Raw genomic sequence first — 19,654 nt, forward strand, 5'->3', positions numbered from 1 at the left:
GAAAATACTCATGATAAAATTTAGGTAAGATGAAACTTTTTACGCTCTTAGATCGTAGAAGCGTGTAGAAGAGGATGGAGGGATGAAACAAACGTGAACAAGTGGTTAAAGGTCGCATTTGTTGCGTATTTGCTTGCTTTTTTGCTAATGCCATTACAAATGATTGTCGAAGCTGATACCGCTAGTGATACAAAACTATACGTAATTCCAGTTGAACAAACTGTTGAAAGAGGGCTTGAAGCATTTTTAGAGCGGTCATTCGAAGAAGCTGAGGAAGAAAATGCAGATCATATTATCCTCGATATTGATACCCCAGGCGGCGCAGTTGATGCAGCTGGTCACATTGCGAATATCATCAACAGTACAGATATTCCCGTAACCGCTTATATTAATAGTGAGGCGATTTCAGCCGGTGCTTATATAGCGCTAAACGCAGATCATATTGTTATGGTTCCGAATGGACAAATCGGATCCGCTGGAGTAATTGATGGTTCTGGTAATGCTGCGAATGAAAAAGCGCAATCTCTATGGGTCAGTAGAATGAAAACAGCAGCGGAAGAAAACGGACCTGATGGTGGGCGTGACCCTGCTTATGCTGAAGCGATGTCAAATGCTGATTTTGACGTTGAAGGGTTTCCGTCTGGGTATTTGACATTAAATGCTGATCAAGCATTAGAGGTCGGATATGCAGACGCCATTGAACAAAATCTAGAAGGTGTTGTAGACTTTCTTGGCTATGACTCAGATGATGTTGAATTGGTTCATTCAGAAGTTAGTTTCGCAGAACAGATTGCTCGTTTTGTGACAAACCCTGTAGTTATTCCTATTCTATTAACAATTGGTAGCCTTGGTTTAATTATGGAGTTGTTTTCACCAGGGTTTGGAATACCTGGAATTATGGGGATTTCTTCGCTACTTTTATTCTTTTTTGGTCATATGGTAGCGGGATTTGCAGGATGGGAATCACTGATTTTAGTTATTGTTGGGGCGGTACTTATTGGTGTTGAAATGCTTGCACCAGGCTTCGGTATATTTGGAATACTCGGTATTGGTTTAGTCATTGGTGGCTTGTTTATGGCTTCATTTTCAGCAACTGTTATGGTTATTTCTATAGCAATTGCGCTCTTCGTTTCGATTGCTGCGGCCATCATTTTATTTGTGTTCTTTGGCGATCGAGGACCTTGGAAAAAACTTGTGCTTCAAGCGCAGACGAGGACGGAAGAAGGTTATTTGTCTAAAGAAACGAATCACGACCTTGTTGGATCAACCGGAAAGGCATTAAGTGATTTACGTCCGGCAGGGATTGCGTTAATTAACGACGAACGCCTTGACGTTGTGTCTGAAGGAAGCTATATTGGACGAGGGAGTATGCTCAAAGTTGTCTATACATCAGGCGCGAGAATTGTTGTTAGAGAAATTGAGCAAAATGATTAAAGAAAAAAGGGAGGAAATAAAAAATGGATGACGGAATGATTATCACACTCATTATTGTTGCGGCTGCCATTATCCTATTGGCAATTTTATTCACATTTGTGCCAGTAGCACTATGGATTTCAGCAATTGCAGCAGGTGTTAAAATTGGTATTTTTGAGCTAGTAGGGATGAGGTTAAGACGAGTCGTTCCAGCTCGCGTTGTGAACCCGCTCATTAAAGCGGTGAAAGCGGGAATTGACCTTGATTCTTCAAGATTGGAAGGACATTACTTAGCAGGTGGTAATGTTGACCGAGTTGTAAATGCGTTAATCGCAGCACAACGAGCGAATATTGAACTTTCATTTGAAAGAGCGGCAGCGATTGACCTTGCTGGTCGTGACGTGCTAGAAGCTGTTCAAATGAGTGTAAACCCTAAAGTAATTGAAACGCCGTTTATTGCTGGTGTAGCGATGGACGGGATTGAAGTGAAAGCAAAAGCAAGAATTACTGTTCGTGCAAACATTGACCGATTAGTCGGTGGTGCTGGTGAAGATACAATTATTGCTCGAGTTGGTGAAGGGATTGTCTCAACAATCGGTTCTCAACAAGATCACAAGAAAGTTCTTGAAAATCCAGATATGATTTCTCAAACCGTTTTAACAAAAGGTTTAGATTCAGGTACTGCTTTTGAGATCTTATCAATTGATATTGCAGACATCGATATCGGCAAGAACATCGGTGCAGAACTACAAACCGACCAAGCTGAAGCAGATAAGAAAATTGCTCAAGCAAAAGCGGAAGAACGTCGTGCAATGGCAGTAGCGCAAGAGCAAGAAATGAGAGCTCGTGTTGAAGAAATGCGCGCGAAAGTTGTGGAAGCAGAAGCGGAAGTTCCGATGGCGCTTTCTGAAGCTTTACGAAATGGACATATGGGCGTTATGGACTACATGAACTACCAAAATGTCATGGCTGACACTGATATGAGAGACTCTATCAGTAAATCATCTAAAGGTGACAGCGATATGTTCCCAGAAAACGATCCAAGAAACAACAATAATTAAGAGAACCTCTTAGCGTATGATTTTTGGCTTGACCATTTAAAAGGAGGGGATACTGGATGTCAGAGTTTATTCAATTTATTTTGGCGAATCCTCTTATCTTAATTATTATTGTTGGTATATTGGTTAGTTCCTTATCAAAATTAGGGCAATCAAGTCAGCAACAAGAGGAGCGTCAAGGGAACGAGCGTCAGCAGGGGCAACAACCTCAGCAGAGACAGCAACCCCAATCGCAACCTCAAAGGCAACAACCAGTTGAGCGACGACAAAAAGAAGTTCGGTGGGAAGATTATTTCCCTAATGAATCTGCACCTCCTGAGCAAGCGTATGAGCCTGTTCGTGAATCACAAAGCCAAACGGATGAGTCTAGCTCATCCCGTTCGCAGCAAGAATTGTATGAACGGCATCGTGAAGCGCGTCGTAAGGTGAAAGAGCTTAAAGATCAAGCTGCTCCAGTCGTTGCCATTGCAACAGAAACCAATCAGTCACAATCAAATGGCGATTTGAATATGGATTTCAAAAACGTCTCTAGAAAGAAAATGATGGAAGCTGTTGTCTGGTCTGAGGTGCTCGGTCCTCCTAAAAGTAGGAACCGTGGTCCGAGAGGGCGCATGTCTCGTTAAGTGCAAGACAAATTATATAAGTATGTTAAGCGTAGTGCCTTCGATGGTGCTACGCTTTTTTTGTTTAAAAGAAGCACCTTTTAACAGGCGATTCGCTTCATTTTTTGTGCTAAGGCAAGGGTTCTGGTCATACAATTTATAGGAGGAGGGCTGCTTTATGAATCGTTTAACGAACCGTATAAAAAAATGGGTAACTGCTCAAATGCAGCTTCCGGCTGACGTCATGATGGACTTACCTCGAATTACGATGATTGGACAGCTACATATATATATTGAAAACCACCGTGGGGTTTTGCAATTTTCAACGAACGAATTACGGTTGCTTTTAAAAGAAGGTCAACTGCTTGTGACAGGGGATCAATTTGTTTTGAAAACGATTTTGCCTGAAGAACTATTGTTAGAAGGACGAATTGATAAAGTAACGTTTATTCAGAAAGAGGAGTAAAAAGGAGTGAAGGGGAATGCGCAATGGGTTTGTCAATCTTTTAGGTGGTGTTGTGACAGCGGAGTTAACAGGACCTTATCCTGAACAAATGTTAAACCGTTGTATTAAGCAGGGAATTCATATTTGGGATGTAACCGTTTCGGAAACGGGGAGCGTTCAATTTAAACTGCAATTAAAACACGTACATCGCATGCGGAAATTTTTCAGGAAAACCGATCTCACTTTGCGTTTTAAAGAGCGAGAAGGGCTGCCATTCTTGCTGAAAAAAATGCGCGTGCGCGCTGGGTTTGTCACAGGGATTGTTGCATTTATAGTTGGGTTTATACTCCTTTCAAACATCGTGTGGGGGTATTCCATTCAAGGGGCTTCTCCCCAAGTAGAACAAAAGTTGGAAGAGGCAATTGAAGAATTAGGAGTGAAACGAGGGGAATTTATTTTCCATCTCCCAAAGCCGAACGTTATTCAAGCGTATGTGACCGATCGAGTGGATGAAGCAACTTGGATTGGTGTGCGTCGAAAAGGGACGAACTATGAGTTTGAAGTCGTGGAGCAAGTGCGACAAGTAGAGCCAGAAATTTTAAGTCCGAGACACCTTGTTGCGTCGAAAAAAGCCGTTATTCGTTCCATGTTTGTAGAGGATGGAACAGCAATAAAACATACGAATGATGTTGTGGAAAAAGGGGACTTGCTTGTGTCAGGTTTTATTGGTGTTGAAGGGAATGAACAAACAATTCCTGCAAAGGCATCAGTAAAAGGTGAAATATGGTATACTTCAACTGTAAGCATGCCCTTAACGCAAACGTATCGTTCATTAACAGGGGAGCAAAAAAACAAATACCATTTGACGGTTGGAAATGTTTCGATTCCATTTTGGAATTTCACAGCACCAAAATATGATGCACATCAAACGTTCAGGAGAGAAAGTGATTATTCTATTTTGGGATATCGTCTTCCGTTTCAAATCACGGTTGACGAACAACGTGAAACGCTACAATTCGAGAAAACCTATGAAAAAGCAGAAGCGATTGAAGTTTTAAAAAACCAAGCCAAATTTGATTTAAAACAGGACTTGCCTGATGATGCACAAATTATTGGCGAACAAGTTTTGCATGAAACAGTTGAAAGTGATAAAGTTTCATTAACGATTCATTACCAAGTTCTAGAAGAGATCACTCAAGAAAAACCAATTATTCAAGGAGACTGAGGCGATTGTCAGAAACATCATTGATTCAACTAAACTTAAAAGATGCCCAATTAGCACAAGCACTATATGGACCGAATGATTTACATTTAAAAAGAATTGAAGAAGAATTATCCATTGAGCTTGTTACTCGGGGTGAAGATATTCTCATTACAGGTGAGAAAAAACAAATTGAACGAGCAGCAGCAATTATTGAAACGCTTATTACAATTGTGGAACAATATACGCGGTTGTCAGAACAAGATGTGTTTTATGCGATCCAACTTGAAAAAGAAGGAAAGCTAGATGAATTAAATGACTTGTATGACGAGAATATTGCTACGACTGTCAAAGGAAAAGCCATCCGTGCGAAAACATTGGGTCAGCGACACTATGTTTCCATGATAAAAAAACATGATATGGTGTTTGGCGTAGGTCCTGCAGGAACAGGCAAAACATACTTAGCGGTTGTTTCGGCGGTTTCAGCATTGAAGGATGGCAAAGTAAACCGGATTGTTTTAACTCGACCGGCTGTAGAAGCAGGAGAAAGTTTAGGGTTCTTACCAGGAGATCTTAAAGAAAAAGTTGATCCGTATTTACGACCGATTTACGATGCACTCCACGATGTTCTAGGAGTTGAACATACGACTAGACTAATGGAAAGAGGAACGATTGAAGTTGCTCCTTTAGCTTATATGCGCGGCAGAACACTCGATGATTCATTTGTTATTCTCGATGAAGCCCAAAACACAACAGAAGAGCAAATCAAAATGTTTATTACCAGACTAGGGTTCGGTTCAAAAATGGTCATTAATGGAGATATTACACAGATTGATTTACCTAAAGGAAAAAGATCCGGATTACAAGTGGCGCTTCGCAAATTGAAATCAGTAAAGGGTATCGGGTTTGTATACCTTCAAGCTTCTGATGTCGTTCGTCATGTGCTCGTTCAGCGCATCCTTTATGCGTACGAAAAGGAAGAGCAAGCTGACGAAAAGTGAGTGTGTAGAGCCTAGTGAGGTGACTATATGTGGAAGAGGATAAGCCTAAAGTGTCGGCCCCGAGAAAGTGGTGGCAAAAAATAAAACAACAGCCGTATATACGTACAGTCATTTTTACAATACTTGGCTTTATTATGTACGGCTTAATGTTGGACAACATTATACCTGAGCAATTAGAAGTAAACTTGTCTGAGCCTGCTGAACAAGATATTCGAGCACCTATGACTGTTGAGAATCGAGTGGCAACAGAACAAAGGCGCACAGAAGCTGTAAGTTCTGTAGAAAGCCAGATGCGTCATAATCAAAATTATGAAGAAGATCGCGTTCAGCAAGTGAATGATATTTTTACGATTATTCGCCTCGTTCGTGAACAAGATGCTTCAGAAGATGAGGACGAAGCTGCATCAGTCTCTGATCAAATTGAAGACATACGCGCCGATTTGTCAGCTTCTACAAACGCGGATTTACCAGATGAAGCGCTTGAAATATTAGTAACGGCATCTGATTTTCAGTTTCAGTCTGCGCATGAAGCGGCAGTCAACACTGTACACGAAATAATGAGCCAGCCGATAAAAGTTGGCGATTTACAGGAATCAAAGCAAGAGGCTGAAGAGCAAATCCTTGAAGTCACAAGTCTATCGCAAGAAGTTCGTGATTCAATTATTGACGTGGTTGATTTAGCGATTGTGTTTAATGTGACGTACGATTCAGAAGCGACTCAACGGTTAAGGCAAGAAGCGGCTGATTCAGTTGACCCTGTTTTAATACGTGAAGGAGAGTTAATTGTTAAAGAAGGCGACTTAGTTACATATGAAATGTATGAACAACTTCGTTTAGTTGGATTACTTGACGAAGCCACGATTATCTTTCCCTACATTGGACTTGCTTTGTTTGTCGTGCTTTTAGTCGGTATGTTGACGTTTTTCTTAAATGATTCAAATACCTCTGTTGCAACAAACAATTCGCATTTACTGATGTTTTCAATCGTCTTCACCGTTATTTTGGTGCTAATGAAATTGTATAGTTATCTTGAAACCGTTATATCTGTACCAGGAATTGGATATGCCGTACCAGCCGCAGCAGGGGCGATGCTGTTAACGCTACTGCTTCATCCAAAAATAGCGATCGTAACCAGCTTTTTATTTGCGATCATCGGTAGTGTCTTCTATAATCATGATTCATCAAGTACATTTGCTTTCGTTTATGGTTTTTATATTTTAGTGGGATCGCTGACAGGGATCTATTTCTTAAATCAATCGAATAAAGCAACGCGCATTTTAAAAGCCGGCTTCTTTGTTTTATGTGCAAACAGTTTGACAGTTGTTGCTTTGCTTTTAATGAAAAGCATTTACTTAAACTGGGTCGAACTAGGTTTTTACTTTTTAGCCGCATTTTTAGCCGCTTTTGTCGCATCTGTTTTAACGATTGGATTGTTACCATTTATTGAGACCGGCTTTGGCGTGTTGTCAACGGCTCGATTAATTGAATTGTCTAATCCAAATCATCCACTACTGCGAAAAATTTTAACAGAGGCACCTGGAACCTATCATCATAGCGTCGTTGTTGGAAATTTAGCAGAAGCAGCGTGCGAAACCTTAGGGGAGAACGGCTTGCTTGCAAGGGTTGGCGCCTATTATCATGATCTTGGAAAAACGCGACGGCCGCGATTTTTTATAGAGAATCAATTAAAAGGGGATAATCCTCATGATAAAATTTCACCACAGTTAAGTAAAACCATTATTATCTCTCACCCTTATGATGGTGCAGAATTGTTAAAGCAGCACAAAATGCCGCGAGAAATTGTTGATATTGCTGAGCAACATCATGGTACAAGCTTGTTGAAGTTTTTTTATTACAAAGCAAAGCAAGATGATGACAAACAGCATATTCCGGAAATACAGTTTCGGTACCCAGGACCAAAACCACAAACGAAAGTGACGTCAATTATTTCCATTGCTGATAGTGTAGAAGCGGCAGTTCGTTCCATGCAAAAGCCGACGCCGGATAAAGTGGAGCAATTAGTTGATAAAATTATTAAAGATAAGTTAGAGGATGGGCAATTTGATGAATCAGATTTAACGTTAAAAGAGTTAAATCAAATTAAATTATCCATGTGTGAGACATTAAATGGCACATTTCATCAGCGAATTGAATATCCTGATGATGATTAAAAAGGAGTAAAATGATGATTGAGATTGACATAGTCGATGAGACAGAAACCTTAACAGAAGAACAAACAAAGCTTGTTCACGAGATTCTTTTGGCTGCCGGAAAAAAAGAGCACGTCCAAGCAGATTCTGAACTCTCCGTTACGTTCGTGACGGAAGCGGCGATTCACGAATTGAATTTGGAGCATCGTGGCATTGACCGATCAACAGATGTATTGTCATTTGCATTAAATGATGGCGAACAAGAATATGAACAGATGGAAGGTATGCCGAATTTGTTAGGAGATATTATTGTTTCGGTCTCTCATATTCATCGCCAAGCCGAAGAATATGATCACTCGTTTGAACGTGAGCTCGCATTTTTAGTTGTCCATGGCTTTTTACATCTGCTCGGCTATGATCATCAATCATCAGATGAAGAAAGGGAAATGTTTACTAAACAAGAGGAGATTCTAGAATCCTATGGCATGGGAAGATCGAAACCGTAGAGGGGTCAAACGTTTAATTCGTTCATTCAACTTTGCAATTTCGGGTCTTGGATATGTAATAAAAAATGAACAAAACATGCAGATTCATTTAATAAGCACAATAGTCATTTGCGGAATGGCTTGGTTTTTTTCCGTGACAGCCATGGAATGGGTGGTTCTTTTACTTGTCATGGGAGGCGTATTAACTGCAGAAACGTTAAATACGGCGATTGAACGAACAGTAGATCTAGTGACAGAAGAGTACCATCCTTTTGCAAAACGAGCGAAAGATATTGGTGCAGCAAGTGTTTTTATCTTTTGTATGATAGCGGTTATAATAGGATTAATTATCTTTGTGCCTTATTTACTATCAATGTTTCGTTAAGGAGGAGTTTAAATGGAAAAAGCAGCACTTATTGAACAAGCAATTGAAGCAAGAGAACAGGCATATGTTCCTTACTCCTCATTTAAAGTAGGGGCCGCCTTGTTATTAGCCGATGGCACAGTCATAAAAGGCGCAAATATCGAAAATGCAGCCTATAGTTTAGCGAATTGTGCAGAGAGAACGGCGCTATTTAAAGCATATGAGCCAGGTCATGCTCCGTTTCAAGCATTAGCGGTTGCGGCTGATACACCAAATCCAGTATCGCCGTGCGGTGCATGTAGACAAGTATTGGCCGAATTATGTGAACCAACAATGCCTGTATATTTAAGTAATCTTAATGGGGATTGGCAAGAAACAACAATTGAAGCACTATTACCAGGTTTTTTTAAAGCGGAGGATATGAATGAATCAAGAAGAAACATTTAAGTCGGGTTTTGTCTCTATTATCGGCAGACCGAACGTTGGGAAATCTACGTTGTTAAACAGAGTAATTGGGCAAAAAATTGCCATTATGTCGGACAAGCCTCAAACAACAAGAAATAAAGTTCAAGGTGTTCTTACAACAAATGACGCACAAGTCGTCTTTATTGATACACCAGGCATTCACAAGCCAAAACATCGCCTTGGCGATTTTATGATGAAAGTAGCGACAAATACATTACGAGAAGTCGATCTAATTTTATATGTTATTGATGCAGATGCTAAGTTCGGACCTGGAGAACAATATATTATTGATCGTTTAAAAGATACAAAAACACCTGTCTTTTTGATCGTTAATAAAATTGATAAAGTAACGAAAGACGCTCTTCTCGAAATCATAGATGCCTATCGTGAGCGTTATGAATTTGAAGAAGTTGTACCAGTTTCTGCATTAGAAGGTGACAACGTTGGGACAATGATGAATCAAATTATGGGTCATCTTGAAGAAGGGCCGCAATACTATCCGAGCGACCAAGTAACGGATCATCCAGAACGCTTTATTGTTGCGGAGCTTATTCGGGAAAAAGCATTACACGTAACGAAGGAAGAGATTCCGCATTCCCTAGCGGTCGTTATTGAACAAATGAAGAGAAGAGACAATGGGAAAGTGTACGTCGGTGCAACCATTATTGTGGAGCGGTCTTCACAAAAAGGGATTATTATTGGCAAACATGGCTCAATGTTGAAAGATATTGGCCAAAAAGCAAGGGTGGATATCGAGGCATTACTTGGCTCAGGTGTCTTTTTAGAGCTGTGGGTAAAAGTTCAAAAAGACTGGCGCAATCGCCCCTCTCAGCTTCGAGATTACGGATTTAACGAAGACGAATATTAGAATATTAAATGGAAACAATGGTTCAAACTGGGTGTTGGACCATTGTTTTTTGTTATACAAAAAGATATGATAATGACAGACGAGAATCGTAAAAAATAAAAAAGTCAAGCTCTGCTAATTAACAATATTTCCATCGGATGAGTATAGTAAGTTTAGGTCATCATACTTCATAAGAACGATTGAGAGGAGTTGTAAAACAGTGCTTGTTCTATCTTGGAAAGTTTTTTCACAGACGGGAAACATTGAAACTTATTTACTCCACAAAGAATTGGAGCGAGATAATGACATGGAGGAGGGGGAAGTAGTACCCTCAGATGACCAGGTGGACCCTACTCTTTCTTAAAAGCAGAGACTTGCTGTAAGGATTTAATATGTTAATAAAAGAAGAAGGAATTATCTTAAAAACAATTGATTATGGTGAATCGAACAAAATTGCAACCGTACTTACGAAAGATCACGGCAAAATAACACTGATGGCTAAAGGAGCAAAAAAGCCAAATAGTCGTTATGCTGCCGTTATGCAACCCTTTGTTCATGGTTCATTTGTCTATTTTAAAGGTAATGGTTTACCGACCATTAGCCAAGGCGAGATCATAAAATCGTTTAAGCATGTGCATTTTGATCTATTTAAGGCGGCCTATGCTGCTTATATAACAGAGTTAATGGATAAATTAACGGAAGAACGCAAACCGTATTTATTTTTATTTGATTGGCTATATCTTTCGATCGAACAGATTGACAAAGGGCAAGATCCAGAAATCATTGCGAGAATTATTGATTTGAAAATGCTTTCAATAGCAGGTGCAAAGCCAAATATTGATGGCTGTGCAAGTTGTCGATCAGTTGAGAGAGATCCAGTCGTATTTTCTTTAACATTTGCTGGTTTCTTATGCAGAGTTTGCGCTCCTCGTGATGAACGTGCGTTTCCCCTTACGTTGTCAATGGTAAAGTTGATTCGAACCCTTTATTACGTGGATTTAAATAAAGTCGGTGCGATTTCAATTAAGCGAGAAACAAAAGCGCGTTTAGCTCAAATCATTTCTTCCTACTACCAAGAATATGTTGGCGTCACATTAAAGTCGCAGCGGTTTATTGACCAATTAAAGAAAGTGGACCCCGATCATTTTAAGGTTGACGGTACGAAAGAATAAAGGTAAAATAATGGAACATGACTAAAATGCAGTGATAGGAGAAAAAGCATATTCAGACATTGGTTTCTAGCGACTTCAGAATGGTGTGAGCTGAAGAACCAAGAATGTGCGAGGCACTCTTTAGCATAAGACCGTATAAAGTGATTAAACACGCTTGTGTTTAATAAATAGGGTGGAACCGCGGGTAACTCTCGTCCCTATGCCGTAATGGCATGTGGATTGAGGGTTTTTTGTTTTCTGAAAAATAGGAGGTATAGGATGAATATTCAAAATATGATTTTAACATTGCAGTCATATTGGGCGAAACAAAATTGTATTATTATGAACGCCTACGACACGGAAAAAGGTGCTGGTACGATGAGTCCACATACGTTATTGAGAACCATCGGACCTGAGCCGTGGAACGTTGCTTATGTAGAGCCTTCGAGACGACCAGCAGATGGACGCTATGGAGAAAATCCGAATCGTCTTTATCAACACCATCAGTTTCAAGTCATTATGAAGCCATCGCCGAATAACATTCAAGAACTGTATCTCGAGAGTCTAAAGGCACTTGGAATTAACCCGCTTGAACACGATATTCGTTTTGTAGAAGATAATTGGGAAAACCCGACACTGGGATGCGCTGGACTTGGTTGGGAAGTTTGGCTAGATGGAATGGAAATTACGCAATTTACGTATTTTCAGCAAGTTGGCGGTATGGAAGCTTCTCCTGTGTCTGCAGAAATCACGTATGGAATCGAACGTTTAGCCACGTATATCCAGGAAAAAGAAAATGTGTTTGATCTTGAATGGGTAGACGGATTTACGTATGGCGATATTTTCTTACAGCCGGAATTCGAACATTCCACGTACACGTTCGAAGTGTCAGATAGCGACATGCTATTTAACTTGTTTAATACGTACGAAAAAGAAGCGACGAGGGCTTTAGAGCGTAACTTAGTGTTTCCTTCATATGACTATATTTTGAAATGCTCGCACGTGTTTAATTTACTAGATGCTCGTGGTGCAATTTCTGTAACGGAACGAACTGGTTATATTGGACGTGTGCGAACATTAGCGCGAAAAGCAGCAAAACAATATTACGAAGAACGTGAAAAACTTGGATTTCCAATGTTGAAGAAAAAGGAGGTAAACTAATGGGGACAACACCATTTCTCCTGGAAATAGGATTAGAAGAATTGCCAGCAAGGTTCGTGACAGAAGCTGTTGTTCAACTTGAAGAGAAGGTGCAACATTGGTTAGCTGATCAGAAACTTACTTACGAGCGAACAGAACGTTTTTCGACTCCGCGACGATTAGCCATTATGGTTCACGGTTTGGCTGATAAGCAAGAGGATTCAGTCGTAAAAGCAAAAGGCCCAGCTAAGAAAATTGCGCAAGATGAAGACGGCAACTGGACAAAAGCAGCGCTAGGCTTCGCTAAATCGCAAAAAATTGAGCCAGGTGCGTTAACAATCGAAGCGTATAACGGTGTTGAATATGTATACGCAACATCTTTTTCAGAAGGAAAGCAAACCGTTGACATCCTCCCGCAAATGGAGTCGTTAATAACAAGTTTAAATTTCCCAAAAAGAATGAAATGGCATACGTACGATTTACGATATGCTCGTCCAATTCGATGGGTCGTTTCATTATTTGGAGAAACAGTTGTTCCGTTTACAATAACTGACGTGACATCAGGTCGTACAACAAGAGGGCATCGTTTTCTTGGTGAGTCTAGTATTGACATTTCATCACCTACCAACTATGAAAATCAAATGCTTGAGCACTATGTTGTGGTAGATGCGGAAAAACGAAAAAGCGCCATTCGCTCACAGCTAGCGGAAATGGAAGTGACGAATGAGTGGGTTATCCCGGTAAATGAAGAACTTCTGGAAGAAGTGAATAATTTACTTGAATACCCGACTGCCCTCAGTGGTGGATTTGAAGAAACCTATTTAACGCTACCAAAAGAAGTGTTGATTACAACCATGCGCGAGCATCAGCGCTATTTTCCAGTCGAATCAAAAGCAGGTGAATTATTACCTTATTTCGTTACAGTGCGAAATGGAAATGAAGAACACCTTGAAAATGTTTCTAAAGGAAACGAAAAGGTGTTACGTGGTCGCTTGGCAGATGCCGCATTCTTCTATGAGGAAGATCAAAAGCTTTCGATTGATCAGTGGAACGAAAAGCTGACGAATGTTGTGTTCCATGAGTCGATTGGTACGATTGCTGAAAAAGTGAGCCGGACGCAAGAACTTGCTGTTTGGTTAGCGAAACAAGAGCATGTCCCAACAGAACAAATAGAGTTTGTAAAGCGAGCAGCATTAATCTCTAAATTTGATCTTGTTACAAACATGGTAGGGGAATTTCCGGAGTTGCAAGGTCGAATGGGTCAAGATTATGCGGAAAAAGCAAACGAAGACCATCGTGTCGCGCTCGCGATTCGTGAGCAATATCTACCACGATTTTCACATGATACGTTACCAAGTTCAACGATCGGTGGCATTTTGTCTTTAGCAGATAAAATTGATACGGTGTTATCGTGTTTTGCCATTGGTCTTATTCCTACAGGCTCCCAAGATCCATATGCATTGAGAAGGCAAGCGAATGGGGTCGTTCAAATTTTACTCGATAGAAAATCGTCCATTTCAATAGATGCCATCATTGATTATTGGGTGAATACGTTGAGTCAAAAAGGATTTATGACGGCTGATGTCGAATCTACTAAAGAAGAAGTTGTACAATTCTTTTTAAGCCGTTTTAAACATTTAATGAATGAGGCTGGCTATCGATATGATGTTGTAGATGCAGTATTAGCTGCCCCTCTCGTTGATGTATATTCAATGTTTGCAAAAGCAGAAGCGATTGGACAACAGCTTAATCAACCTGAGTTCAAAAAAACTGTCGAAGCATTAAGTCGAGTAACAAACCTTGCTCAAAAGGCAGAATCAGACACAATCATTGATGAAGAGCTGTTTGAAAATGAAGTTGAAGCAAAGCTGTTGGCAGCAACCGTTGAAGTAGAAATGAGTTTAGCACAAGCGTGGACACAACACGACGCGTTTGCAGCCTATCACCTTTTAGCGGCTTGCCAAGAGCCAATCCATGCATTCTTTGAACACACAATGGTTATGGTAGACGACCCAGCAATTCGATCCAATCGTCTAGCATTATTAAAAAGGTTAGCTCGTTCGATTCATTCATATGCTGATTTTCAGCAAATTGTCTTTTCTTCGTAACTAGTGTTCAGGTTAGAGAGGTGAGTCCCAATCGAACTTTCAAATAGACAGCAACAAATCATTGATATTGTCAAAGAAAATGGACCAATAACAGGAGAGCATATTGCGGAGCGTTTGTCTTTAACAAGGGCAACACTCCGCCCTGATTTAGCCATTCTAACCATGTCTGGCTTTCTTGACGCTAGACCACGAGTTGGCTATTTTTATACAGGGAAAACAGATTCTCCTGTTCTTTCAGATGAAATCCAAAAAATTAAAGTCCATCATTATCAATCAAGACCTGTTATTGTCGAACAATCAACTACTGTTTATGAAGCGATTTGTACAATGTTTCTTGAAGATTGCGGGACATTGTTTATCGTTGATAAGCACACAACATTAGTAGGGGTTGTCTCCCGAAAAGATTTGCTACGAGCAAGTATGGGTGGACAAGCAATAGAAACCATTCCAGTTAGTATCATTATGACACGAATGCCCAATATTACAGTCTGTGAAAAAGAGGACTCGATTATTGAAGTTGCTCATAAACTCATTTCAAGGCAAATCGATGGAATTCCGATTGTGAAAAAAGTTGATGTCGGCTCTGGGTTTGAAGTCATTGGGCGAATCACAAAAACGAATATGACTTCTTTGTTAGTAGATTTAGCTAAGAATGAAGGAACATAAGGAGGGCTGTTCTTCATGAGTCAAACGGAACGCTTAATTGTTTACATTGTGTCAGATTCAGTTGGTGAAACTGCTGAACTAGTTGTGAAAGCGGCAGTTAGTCAATTTAATGGGTCGAATGTAGAGATTCGCCGCATTCCTTATGTCGAGGATAAAGGAACGATTCAAGAAGTCGTACAAATCGCGAAAAAAGCGAAGGCGTTAATTGCATTTACGCTTGTTGTTCCAGAGATTAAAGATTATTTGCTGCAAACAGCGAAAGAAGCAAATGTTGAAACCGTTGATATTATTGGTCCTGTATTAGGGAAGATCAATCAATTAACGAATGAACAACCACGGTATGAACCGGGTTTAATTTATCGATTGGACGAAGATTATTTCAGGAAAGTTGAAGCAATTGAATTTGCTGTAAAATATGATGATGGCCGGGACCCTAGAGGGATTATTTTGGCAGATGTTGTACTGATCGGTGTATCAAGAACGTCAAAGACGCCCCTCTCGCAATATTTAGCTCACAAACGATTAAAAGTGGCGAACGTACCTCTTGTGCCGGAAGTGGAACCGCCGGAAGAGTTATTCAAAATCTCATCTAAAAAATGTATTGGCCTACGTATTAGTCCTGAAAAGCTTAATAGCATACGAACCGAGCGTTTAAAAGCATTAGGGTTGAAATCTGAAGCCAACTACGCAAATATTAATCGCATTAAACAAGAATTAGATTATGCGCAAGAAGTGATGGAGCGGGTAAACTGTCCGGTTATCGATGTTTCAAATAAAGCTGTTGAAGAAACAGCGAATTTAATCTCCAATATGTTCCAAAAGCATTAATTGGAAACTGTTTACTGTTCAAAAAGCTTGTTTTAAAGTATAATTGCCAATTGGGACTCTAAATTTGCAGATCTGATGTATAAAAAGGCTAGAGATCAAATAAATTTAAAAAGTCAAGACTTTTTCTTGTTTTTTTGGTAATGATAGTAAAGAAGACGGATCAAATTAGGGTTTTCGACAGTTTCTTGTTTTTTTCGTCAAATAAGAAGGAGATCAAGTCATAAATGTTGAATGGTTACGTATGAGTTCAACTGTATATGTTGATGCAGATTCTTGTCCTGTTAAAGAAGAAATTATTACCCTTTGTGATCAATATAAAAAAGAATTGGTCTTTGTTTTTTCGTATGCACATAATATGGTCTTGCCCCAACATGTCAAAACCGTACAAGTTGATGTAGATAAAGAAGCAGCAGATCTTTATTTACTCCAAGCGGTAAGACGAGGTGACGTATGCATATCTCAAGATCATGCCTTAGCTTCATTATTGATTATGAAAGGGGCGATTGTGCTTTCACCACGCGGTCATGTATATAAAGAAGAGGAAATGTCGAGCATGTTACAGTCTCGTTATGCTTCTCAAAAAGCTAGAAGAGCTGGAAAAAAGACAAAAGGTCCTCGGAAATTTACGGTAGAAGATCGTGAGCAATTTACACAGTCGCTTGAATCTGAACTAAAACGTGACAACGATAGGAATGAAAAAGAATAGGTGATAGCGTTATGTCCGTGAAAATTCCTGATGAGAAACTATCAGAAATAAGGAATGCGAGCGATATCGTTGATGTCATCGGTGAATATGTTCAACTAAAGAAAAATGGGCGCCAATATGGTGGGTTATGTCCTTTTCATGATGAAAAAACGCCGTCTTTTTCTGTCTCTGAAGAAAAACAGGTTTACCATTGTTTTGGTTGTGGAGCTGGTGGGAATGTGTTTACATTCCTGCAAGAATTAGAAGGCTGGTCGTTTACAAAAACGGTCACCCATCTAGCTGATAAAAATAAGATCTCTCTACCTCAAATCACGCAGCTTTCGGAAGATGATTCGCGCGAAGATACATCTAAAATAGAAGCGATGAAGAAAGCGCATCAGCTAGCTGCTTCTACGTATCATAGTATTTTTATGTTTACGGAAGAGGGATCTCCAGGTCGCGTATATGCGGAGGAACGTTGGTTTTCTCAAGCTCAAATTGATCATTTTAAGATTGGCTATGCACTAGATGAATGGGAAACCATTTCAAAGGTGCTTGAACAAAATGAGTTCGACTTAGAGATCATGGAAGAAGCTGGATTAGTTGCAAAGCGTAAAACAAGCGGATTTTATGATTTATTCCGCCATCGTTTAATTTTCCCGATTTCAGATAATAATGGAGACATTGTTGGTTTCGGTGGAAGAATGATTGGTGAAGGTCAACCAAAGTATTTAAATAGTCCAGAGACACCTATTTATCAAAAAGCAAAAACGTTATTTCACATGTATGAAGCGCGACCAATCATTCGAAAGAAAGACCGTGCTTATCTTTTTGAAGGTGCATTCGATGTGATGGCGGCATGGAAGTCAGGAGTTGAAAATGCGGTTGCGACACTCGGAACGGCTCTAAGCCCCGATCATGCGAAACTTCTTCGCCGTAATGCAGAAGAAATTGTTGTATGTTTTGACGGGGATAAAGCAGGTCGAGAGGCGATTCGAAAAACAATTCCTTATTTAGAAAAAGTCGGTTGTCGAATCCAAATTTGTTTGTTACCAGATGGGTATGATCCAGATGATTTTGTGAAAGAGTTTGGTTCAGATGCGTTTAAACTTCATTTAGAAGAAGAGCTTTTGTCTGTTATGGCTTTTAAGATGCATGATGCTAAGCAAACAAAAAACTTAGAAAATGAAGGAGAACGTCTTAAGTATATTGAAGACATGCTTGAGGAAATTGCAAGTTTAGATCAATCGATTGAGCAAGAGCACTATTTAAGGCAGTTATCAAACGAATTTAACCTGTCTTTACACGTTCTGCAACAAGAAATGGAGCGGAAGGAAAAAAAGCAGGGACATTCAAAACAAGAACAACCTTCCGAACAACGGAAAGAAACGATTAAACCACATCATCATTTCCAAACATCTAGGCCTATGGCTGCACATATTAAGGCAGAACGGATGCTCCTTGCCTATATGCTTCAAGATGAAGAGATGATTTGGAGAGTTGCGGAGCGTCTAGAAAGTGGTTTCAATATAGACGAACATGGAGCTCTTTATGCATATTTGTTATCCTTTGTTTCGCAACATCCAGAAAAGGGAATAAATGATTTTATAGAGAGTCTCGAAGATCAAAACCTTGCTAAGTTAGCTGCTTACCTGCTTATGCAAGATATAAAAATGGACTGTACAGATGATGAACTACACGATTACATTAAGAAGATTGAACAATATCCGAAACTATTACAAATTAAAGAAAAGCAACAAGCGGCGCGTTTAGAGCAAGATCCAATTCTTGCTGCGCAAAAGCAAATGGAACTCATACGCGAAAAAAGGGAATTGCTAGGAAAGTAATTCGTCGTTAATTTTGGAAGGAGGGGATCGAGTGGCTGATAAACCGTTACGTCCAGTAACTGAAGGTGATCTATCCATCGATCAAGTAAAAGAACAATTAGTAGAGGTTGGTAAAAAGCGTGGTACATTAACGTATGCCGAGATTACAGAGAAAATGGCTTCGTTTGAACAAGATGCTGACCAAATGGATGAATTTTATGAATACCTTGGAGAGCAAGGTGTGGAACTCTTAAATGAAACGGACGATGAAGTACCATCCATGCAACAAGTCGAAAAGAATGAAGACGAATTTGATCTAAATGACCTTAGTGTCCCTCCTGGTATTAAAATAAACGATCCAGTTCGCATGTACCTTAAAGAAATTGGTCGTGTGCCGCTTCTTTCTGCTGAAGAGGAAATCAATTTAGCAAAACGAATTGAGCAGGGTGATGAAGAAGCGAAAAAGCGTTTAGCAGAGGCGAACTTGCGTCTTGTTGTTTCCATCGCTAAGCGTTATGTAGGAAGAGGCATGCTGTTTCTTGATCTTATTCAAGAAGGTAACATGGGTCTGATTAAAGCGGTTGAGAAGTTTGATTATGACAAAGGCTTTAAGTTTAGTACGTACGCCACATGGTGGATTCGTCAAGCGATTACTCGTGCCATTGCAGACCAAGCTAGAACCATTCGTATTCCAGTGCACATGGTTGAAACCATTAACAAATTAATTCGTGTACAGCGTCAGCTTCTTCAAGACTTTGGCAGAGAACCGACGCCAGAAGAAGTCGGAAAAGAAATGGAATTAACGCCTGAAAAAGTTCGAGAAATCCTTAAGATTGCTCAAGAACCTGTTTCATTAGAAACACCAATTGGTGAAGAAGATGATTCTCACTTAGGTGACTTTATTGAAGACCAAGAAGCTTTAGCACCGTCAGATGCAGCTGCGTATGAACTATTAAAAGAACAACTAGAAGACGTATTGGATACCCTCACAGATCGAGAAGAAAATGTACTTCGCCTTCGCTTTGGTCTTGATGATGGTCGTACGCGTACGCTCGAAGAAGTCGGTAAAGTGTTCGGTGTAACGCGTGAGCGAATTAGACAAATTGAAGCGAAAGCCTTACGCAAATTGCGCCATCCAAGTAGAAGTAAACGATTGAAAGATTTCCTAGACTAACAATTGGTGTGCACACGGATTCAGCTAAACTGGGTTCGTGTGCCT

20 protein-coding genes are annotated in these 19,654 nt (G+C 40.0%); all 20 read left to right on the top strand.

What is annotated here, in order from left to right:
* Positions 1-93 precede the first annotated feature (93 nt).
* The 20 genes from ABC361_RS07875 (at position 94) to rpoD (ending at position 19,609) form a co-directional block, all read left to right on the top strand.
* Complete coding sequence (locus ABC361_RS07875) at positions 94-1,434, top strand: NfeD family protein (RefSeq protein ID WP_413073473.1); 1,341 nt, start codon at positions 94-96, stop codon at positions 1,432-1,434.
* 23 nt (positions 1,435-1,457) lie between these two features.
* On the top strand, positions 1,458-2,474 hold the full coding sequence (floA, locus tag ABC361_RS07880) for a flotillin-like protein FloA (protein ID WP_413073474.1): 1,017 nt from the start codon (positions 1,458-1,460) through the stop codon (positions 2,472-2,474).
* 56 nt (positions 2,475-2,530) lie between these two features.
* Positions 2,531-3,094 carry a hypothetical protein gene (locus ABC361_RS07885; protein ID WP_413073475.1) on the top strand — a complete coding sequence of 188 codons (564 nt, stop codon included), beginning with the start codon at positions 2,531-2,533 and terminating at the stop codon, positions 3,092-3,094.
* A gap of 157 nt (positions 3,095-3,251) precedes the next feature.
* A complete protein-coding gene (gene yqfC / locus ABC361_RS07890; RefSeq protein ID WP_413073476.1) occupies positions 3,252-3,539 on the top strand; it encodes a sporulation protein YqfC in 288 nt (95 codons plus the stop codon).
* A 16-nt stretch (positions 3,540-3,555) separates the two neighbouring features.
* Positions 3,556-4,743: a sporulation protein YqfD gene (yqfD, locus tag ABC361_RS07895; protein WP_413073477.1), complete on the top strand. Its 1,188-nt coding sequence runs from the start codon at positions 3,556-3,558 to the stop codon at positions 4,741-4,743.
* Positions 4,744-4,748: 5 nt separating this feature from the next.
* Positions 4,749-5,720 carry a PhoH family protein gene (locus tag ABC361_RS07900; protein ID WP_413073478.1) on the top strand — a complete coding sequence of 324 codons (972 nt, stop codon included), beginning with the start codon at positions 4,749-4,751 and terminating at the stop codon, positions 5,718-5,720.
* Positions 5,721-5,749: 29 nt separating this feature from the next.
* Complete coding sequence (locus ABC361_RS07905; protein WP_413073479.1) at positions 5,750-7,891, top strand: HD family phosphohydrolase; 2,142 nt, start codon at positions 5,750-5,752, stop codon at positions 7,889-7,891.
* Between the two features lie 11 nt (positions 7,892-7,902).
* Complete coding sequence (gene ybeY / locus ABC361_RS07910; protein ID WP_413073480.1) at positions 7,903-8,376, top strand: rRNA maturation RNase YbeY; 474 nt, start codon at positions 7,903-7,905, stop codon at positions 8,374-8,376.
* Positions 8,351-8,740, top strand: coding sequence for a diacylglycerol kinase family protein (locus ABC361_RS07915; RefSeq protein WP_413073481.1), 390 nt, complete (start codon positions 8,351-8,353; stop codon positions 8,738-8,740). The genes ybeY and ABC361_RS07915 overlap by 26 nt, the downstream gene beginning before the upstream one ends.
* 12 nt (positions 8,741-8,752) lie before the next feature.
* Positions 8,753-9,166, top strand: a complete 414-nt coding sequence (locus ABC361_RS07920) for a cytidine deaminase (RefSeq protein ID WP_413073482.1) — start codon at positions 8,753-8,755, stop codon at positions 9,164-9,166.
* A complete protein-coding gene (era, locus tag ABC361_RS07925) occupies positions 9,144-10,052 on the top strand; it encodes a GTPase Era (RefSeq protein ID WP_413073483.1) in 909 nt (302 codons plus the stop codon). The genes ABC361_RS07920 and era overlap by 23 nt, the downstream gene beginning before the upstream one ends.
* A gap of 199 nt (positions 10,053-10,251) precedes the next feature.
* The gene (locus ABC361_RS07930) at positions 10,252-10,395 is read left to right on the top strand and encodes a YqzL family protein (protein ID WP_413073484.1); all 144 of its coding nucleotides are present in this window, start codon (positions 10,252-10,254) and stop codon (positions 10,393-10,395) included.
* A 28-nt stretch (positions 10,396-10,423) separates the two neighbouring features.
* Positions 10,424-11,203 (top strand): DNA repair protein RecO, encoded by a 780-nt coding sequence (gene recO, locus ABC361_RS07935; RefSeq protein ID WP_413073485.1) that lies wholly within the window; start codon positions 10,424-10,426, stop codon positions 11,201-11,203.
* 258 nt (positions 11,204-11,461) lie between these two features.
* A complete protein-coding gene (gene glyQ, locus ABC361_RS07940; protein WP_413073486.1) occupies positions 11,462-12,343 on the top strand; it encodes a glycine--tRNA ligase subunit alpha in 882 nt (293 codons plus the stop codon).
* Positions 12,343-14,430: a glycine--tRNA ligase subunit beta gene (gene glyS, locus ABC361_RS07945; protein ID WP_413073487.1), complete on the top strand. Its 2,088-nt coding sequence runs from the start codon at positions 12,343-12,345 to the stop codon at positions 14,428-14,430. Before glyQ ends, glyS begins: the two co-directional genes overlap by 1 nt.
* A gap of 30 nt (positions 14,431-14,460) precedes the next feature.
* Positions 14,461-15,096 carry a transcriptional regulator CcpN gene (gene ccpN, locus ABC361_RS07950; RefSeq protein WP_413075737.1) on the top strand — a complete coding sequence of 212 codons (636 nt, stop codon included), beginning with the start codon at positions 14,461-14,463 and terminating at the stop codon, positions 15,094-15,096.
* Positions 15,097-15,111: 15 nt separating this feature from the next.
* The gene (locus ABC361_RS07955) at positions 15,112-15,924 is read left to right on the top strand and encodes a pyruvate, water dikinase regulatory protein (protein ID WP_099300414.1); all 813 of its coding nucleotides are present in this window, start codon (positions 15,112-15,114) and stop codon (positions 15,922-15,924) included.
* Between the two features lie 241 nt (positions 15,925-16,165).
* Positions 16,166-16,630 carry a YaiI/YqxD family protein gene (locus ABC361_RS07960; protein ID WP_413073488.1) on the top strand — a complete coding sequence of 155 codons (465 nt, stop codon included), beginning with the start codon at positions 16,166-16,168 and terminating at the stop codon, positions 16,628-16,630.
* An 11-nt stretch (positions 16,631-16,641) separates the two neighbouring features.
* The gene (gene dnaG, locus ABC361_RS07965; RefSeq protein ID WP_413073489.1) at positions 16,642-18,456 is read left to right on the top strand and encodes a DNA primase; all 1,815 of its coding nucleotides are present in this window, start codon (positions 16,642-16,644) and stop codon (positions 18,454-18,456) included.
* A gap of 31 nt (positions 18,457-18,487) precedes the next feature.
* Entirely contained in the window at positions 18,488-19,609 is a 1,122-nt protein-coding gene (gene rpoD, locus ABC361_RS07970; protein ID WP_099300417.1) for an RNA polymerase sigma factor RpoD, read from the top strand.
* Positions 19,610-19,654 lie beyond the last annotated feature (45 nt).

Origin of the sequence: Shouchella phoenicis, from assembly GCF_047238345.1 — a bacterium.
Classification (GTDB): domain Bacteria; phylum Bacillota; class Bacilli; order Bacillales; family Bacillaceae_D; genus Shouchella.

Coding starts and splice junctions, on each gene's coding strand:
- ABC361_RS07920 (WP_413073482.1), top strand. CDS start 8,753: ATGGAAAAAGCAGCACTTATTGAACAAGCAATTGAAGCAAGAGAACAG.
- era (WP_413073483.1), top strand. CDS start 9,144: ATGAATCAAGAAGAAACATTTAAGTCGGGTTTTGTCTCTATTATCGGC.
- glyQ (WP_413073486.1), top strand. CDS start 11,462: ATGAATATTCAAAATATGATTTTAACATTGCAGTCATATTGGGCGAAA.
- floA (WP_413073474.1), top strand. CDS start 1,458: ATGGATGACGGAATGATTATCACACTCATTATTGTTGCGGCTGCCATT.
- glyS (WP_413073487.1), top strand. CDS start 12,343: ATGGGGACAACACCATTTCTCCTGGAAATAGGATTAGAAGAATTGCCA.
- ABC361_RS07915 (WP_413073481.1), top strand. CDS start 8,351: ATGGCATGGGAAGATCGAAACCGTAGAGGGGTCAAACGTTTAATTCGT.
- ABC361_RS07960 (WP_413073488.1), top strand. CDS start 16,166: ATGAGTTCAACTGTATATGTTGATGCAGATTCTTGTCCTGTTAAAGAA.
- ybeY (WP_413073480.1), top strand. CDS start 7,903: ATGATGATTGAGATTGACATAGTCGATGAGACAGAAACCTTAACAGAA.
- ABC361_RS07955 (WP_099300414.1), top strand. CDS start 15,112: ATGAGTCAAACGGAACGCTTAATTGTTTACATTGTGTCAGATTCAGTT.
- recO (WP_413073485.1), top strand. CDS start 10,424: ATGTTAATAAAAGAAGAAGGAATTATCTTAAAAACAATTGATTATGGT.
- yqfD (WP_413073477.1), top strand. CDS start 3,556: ATGCGCAATGGGTTTGTCAATCTTTTAGGTGGTGTTGTGACAGCGGAG.
- ABC361_RS07885 (WP_413073475.1), top strand. CDS start 2,531: ATGTCAGAGTTTATTCAATTTATTTTGGCGAATCCTCTTATCTTAATT.
- yqfC (WP_413073476.1), top strand. CDS start 3,252: ATGAATCGTTTAACGAACCGTATAAAAAAATGGGTAACTGCTCAAATG.
- dnaG (WP_413073489.1), top strand. CDS start 16,642: ATGTCCGTGAAAATTCCTGATGAGAAACTATCAGAAATAAGGAATGCG.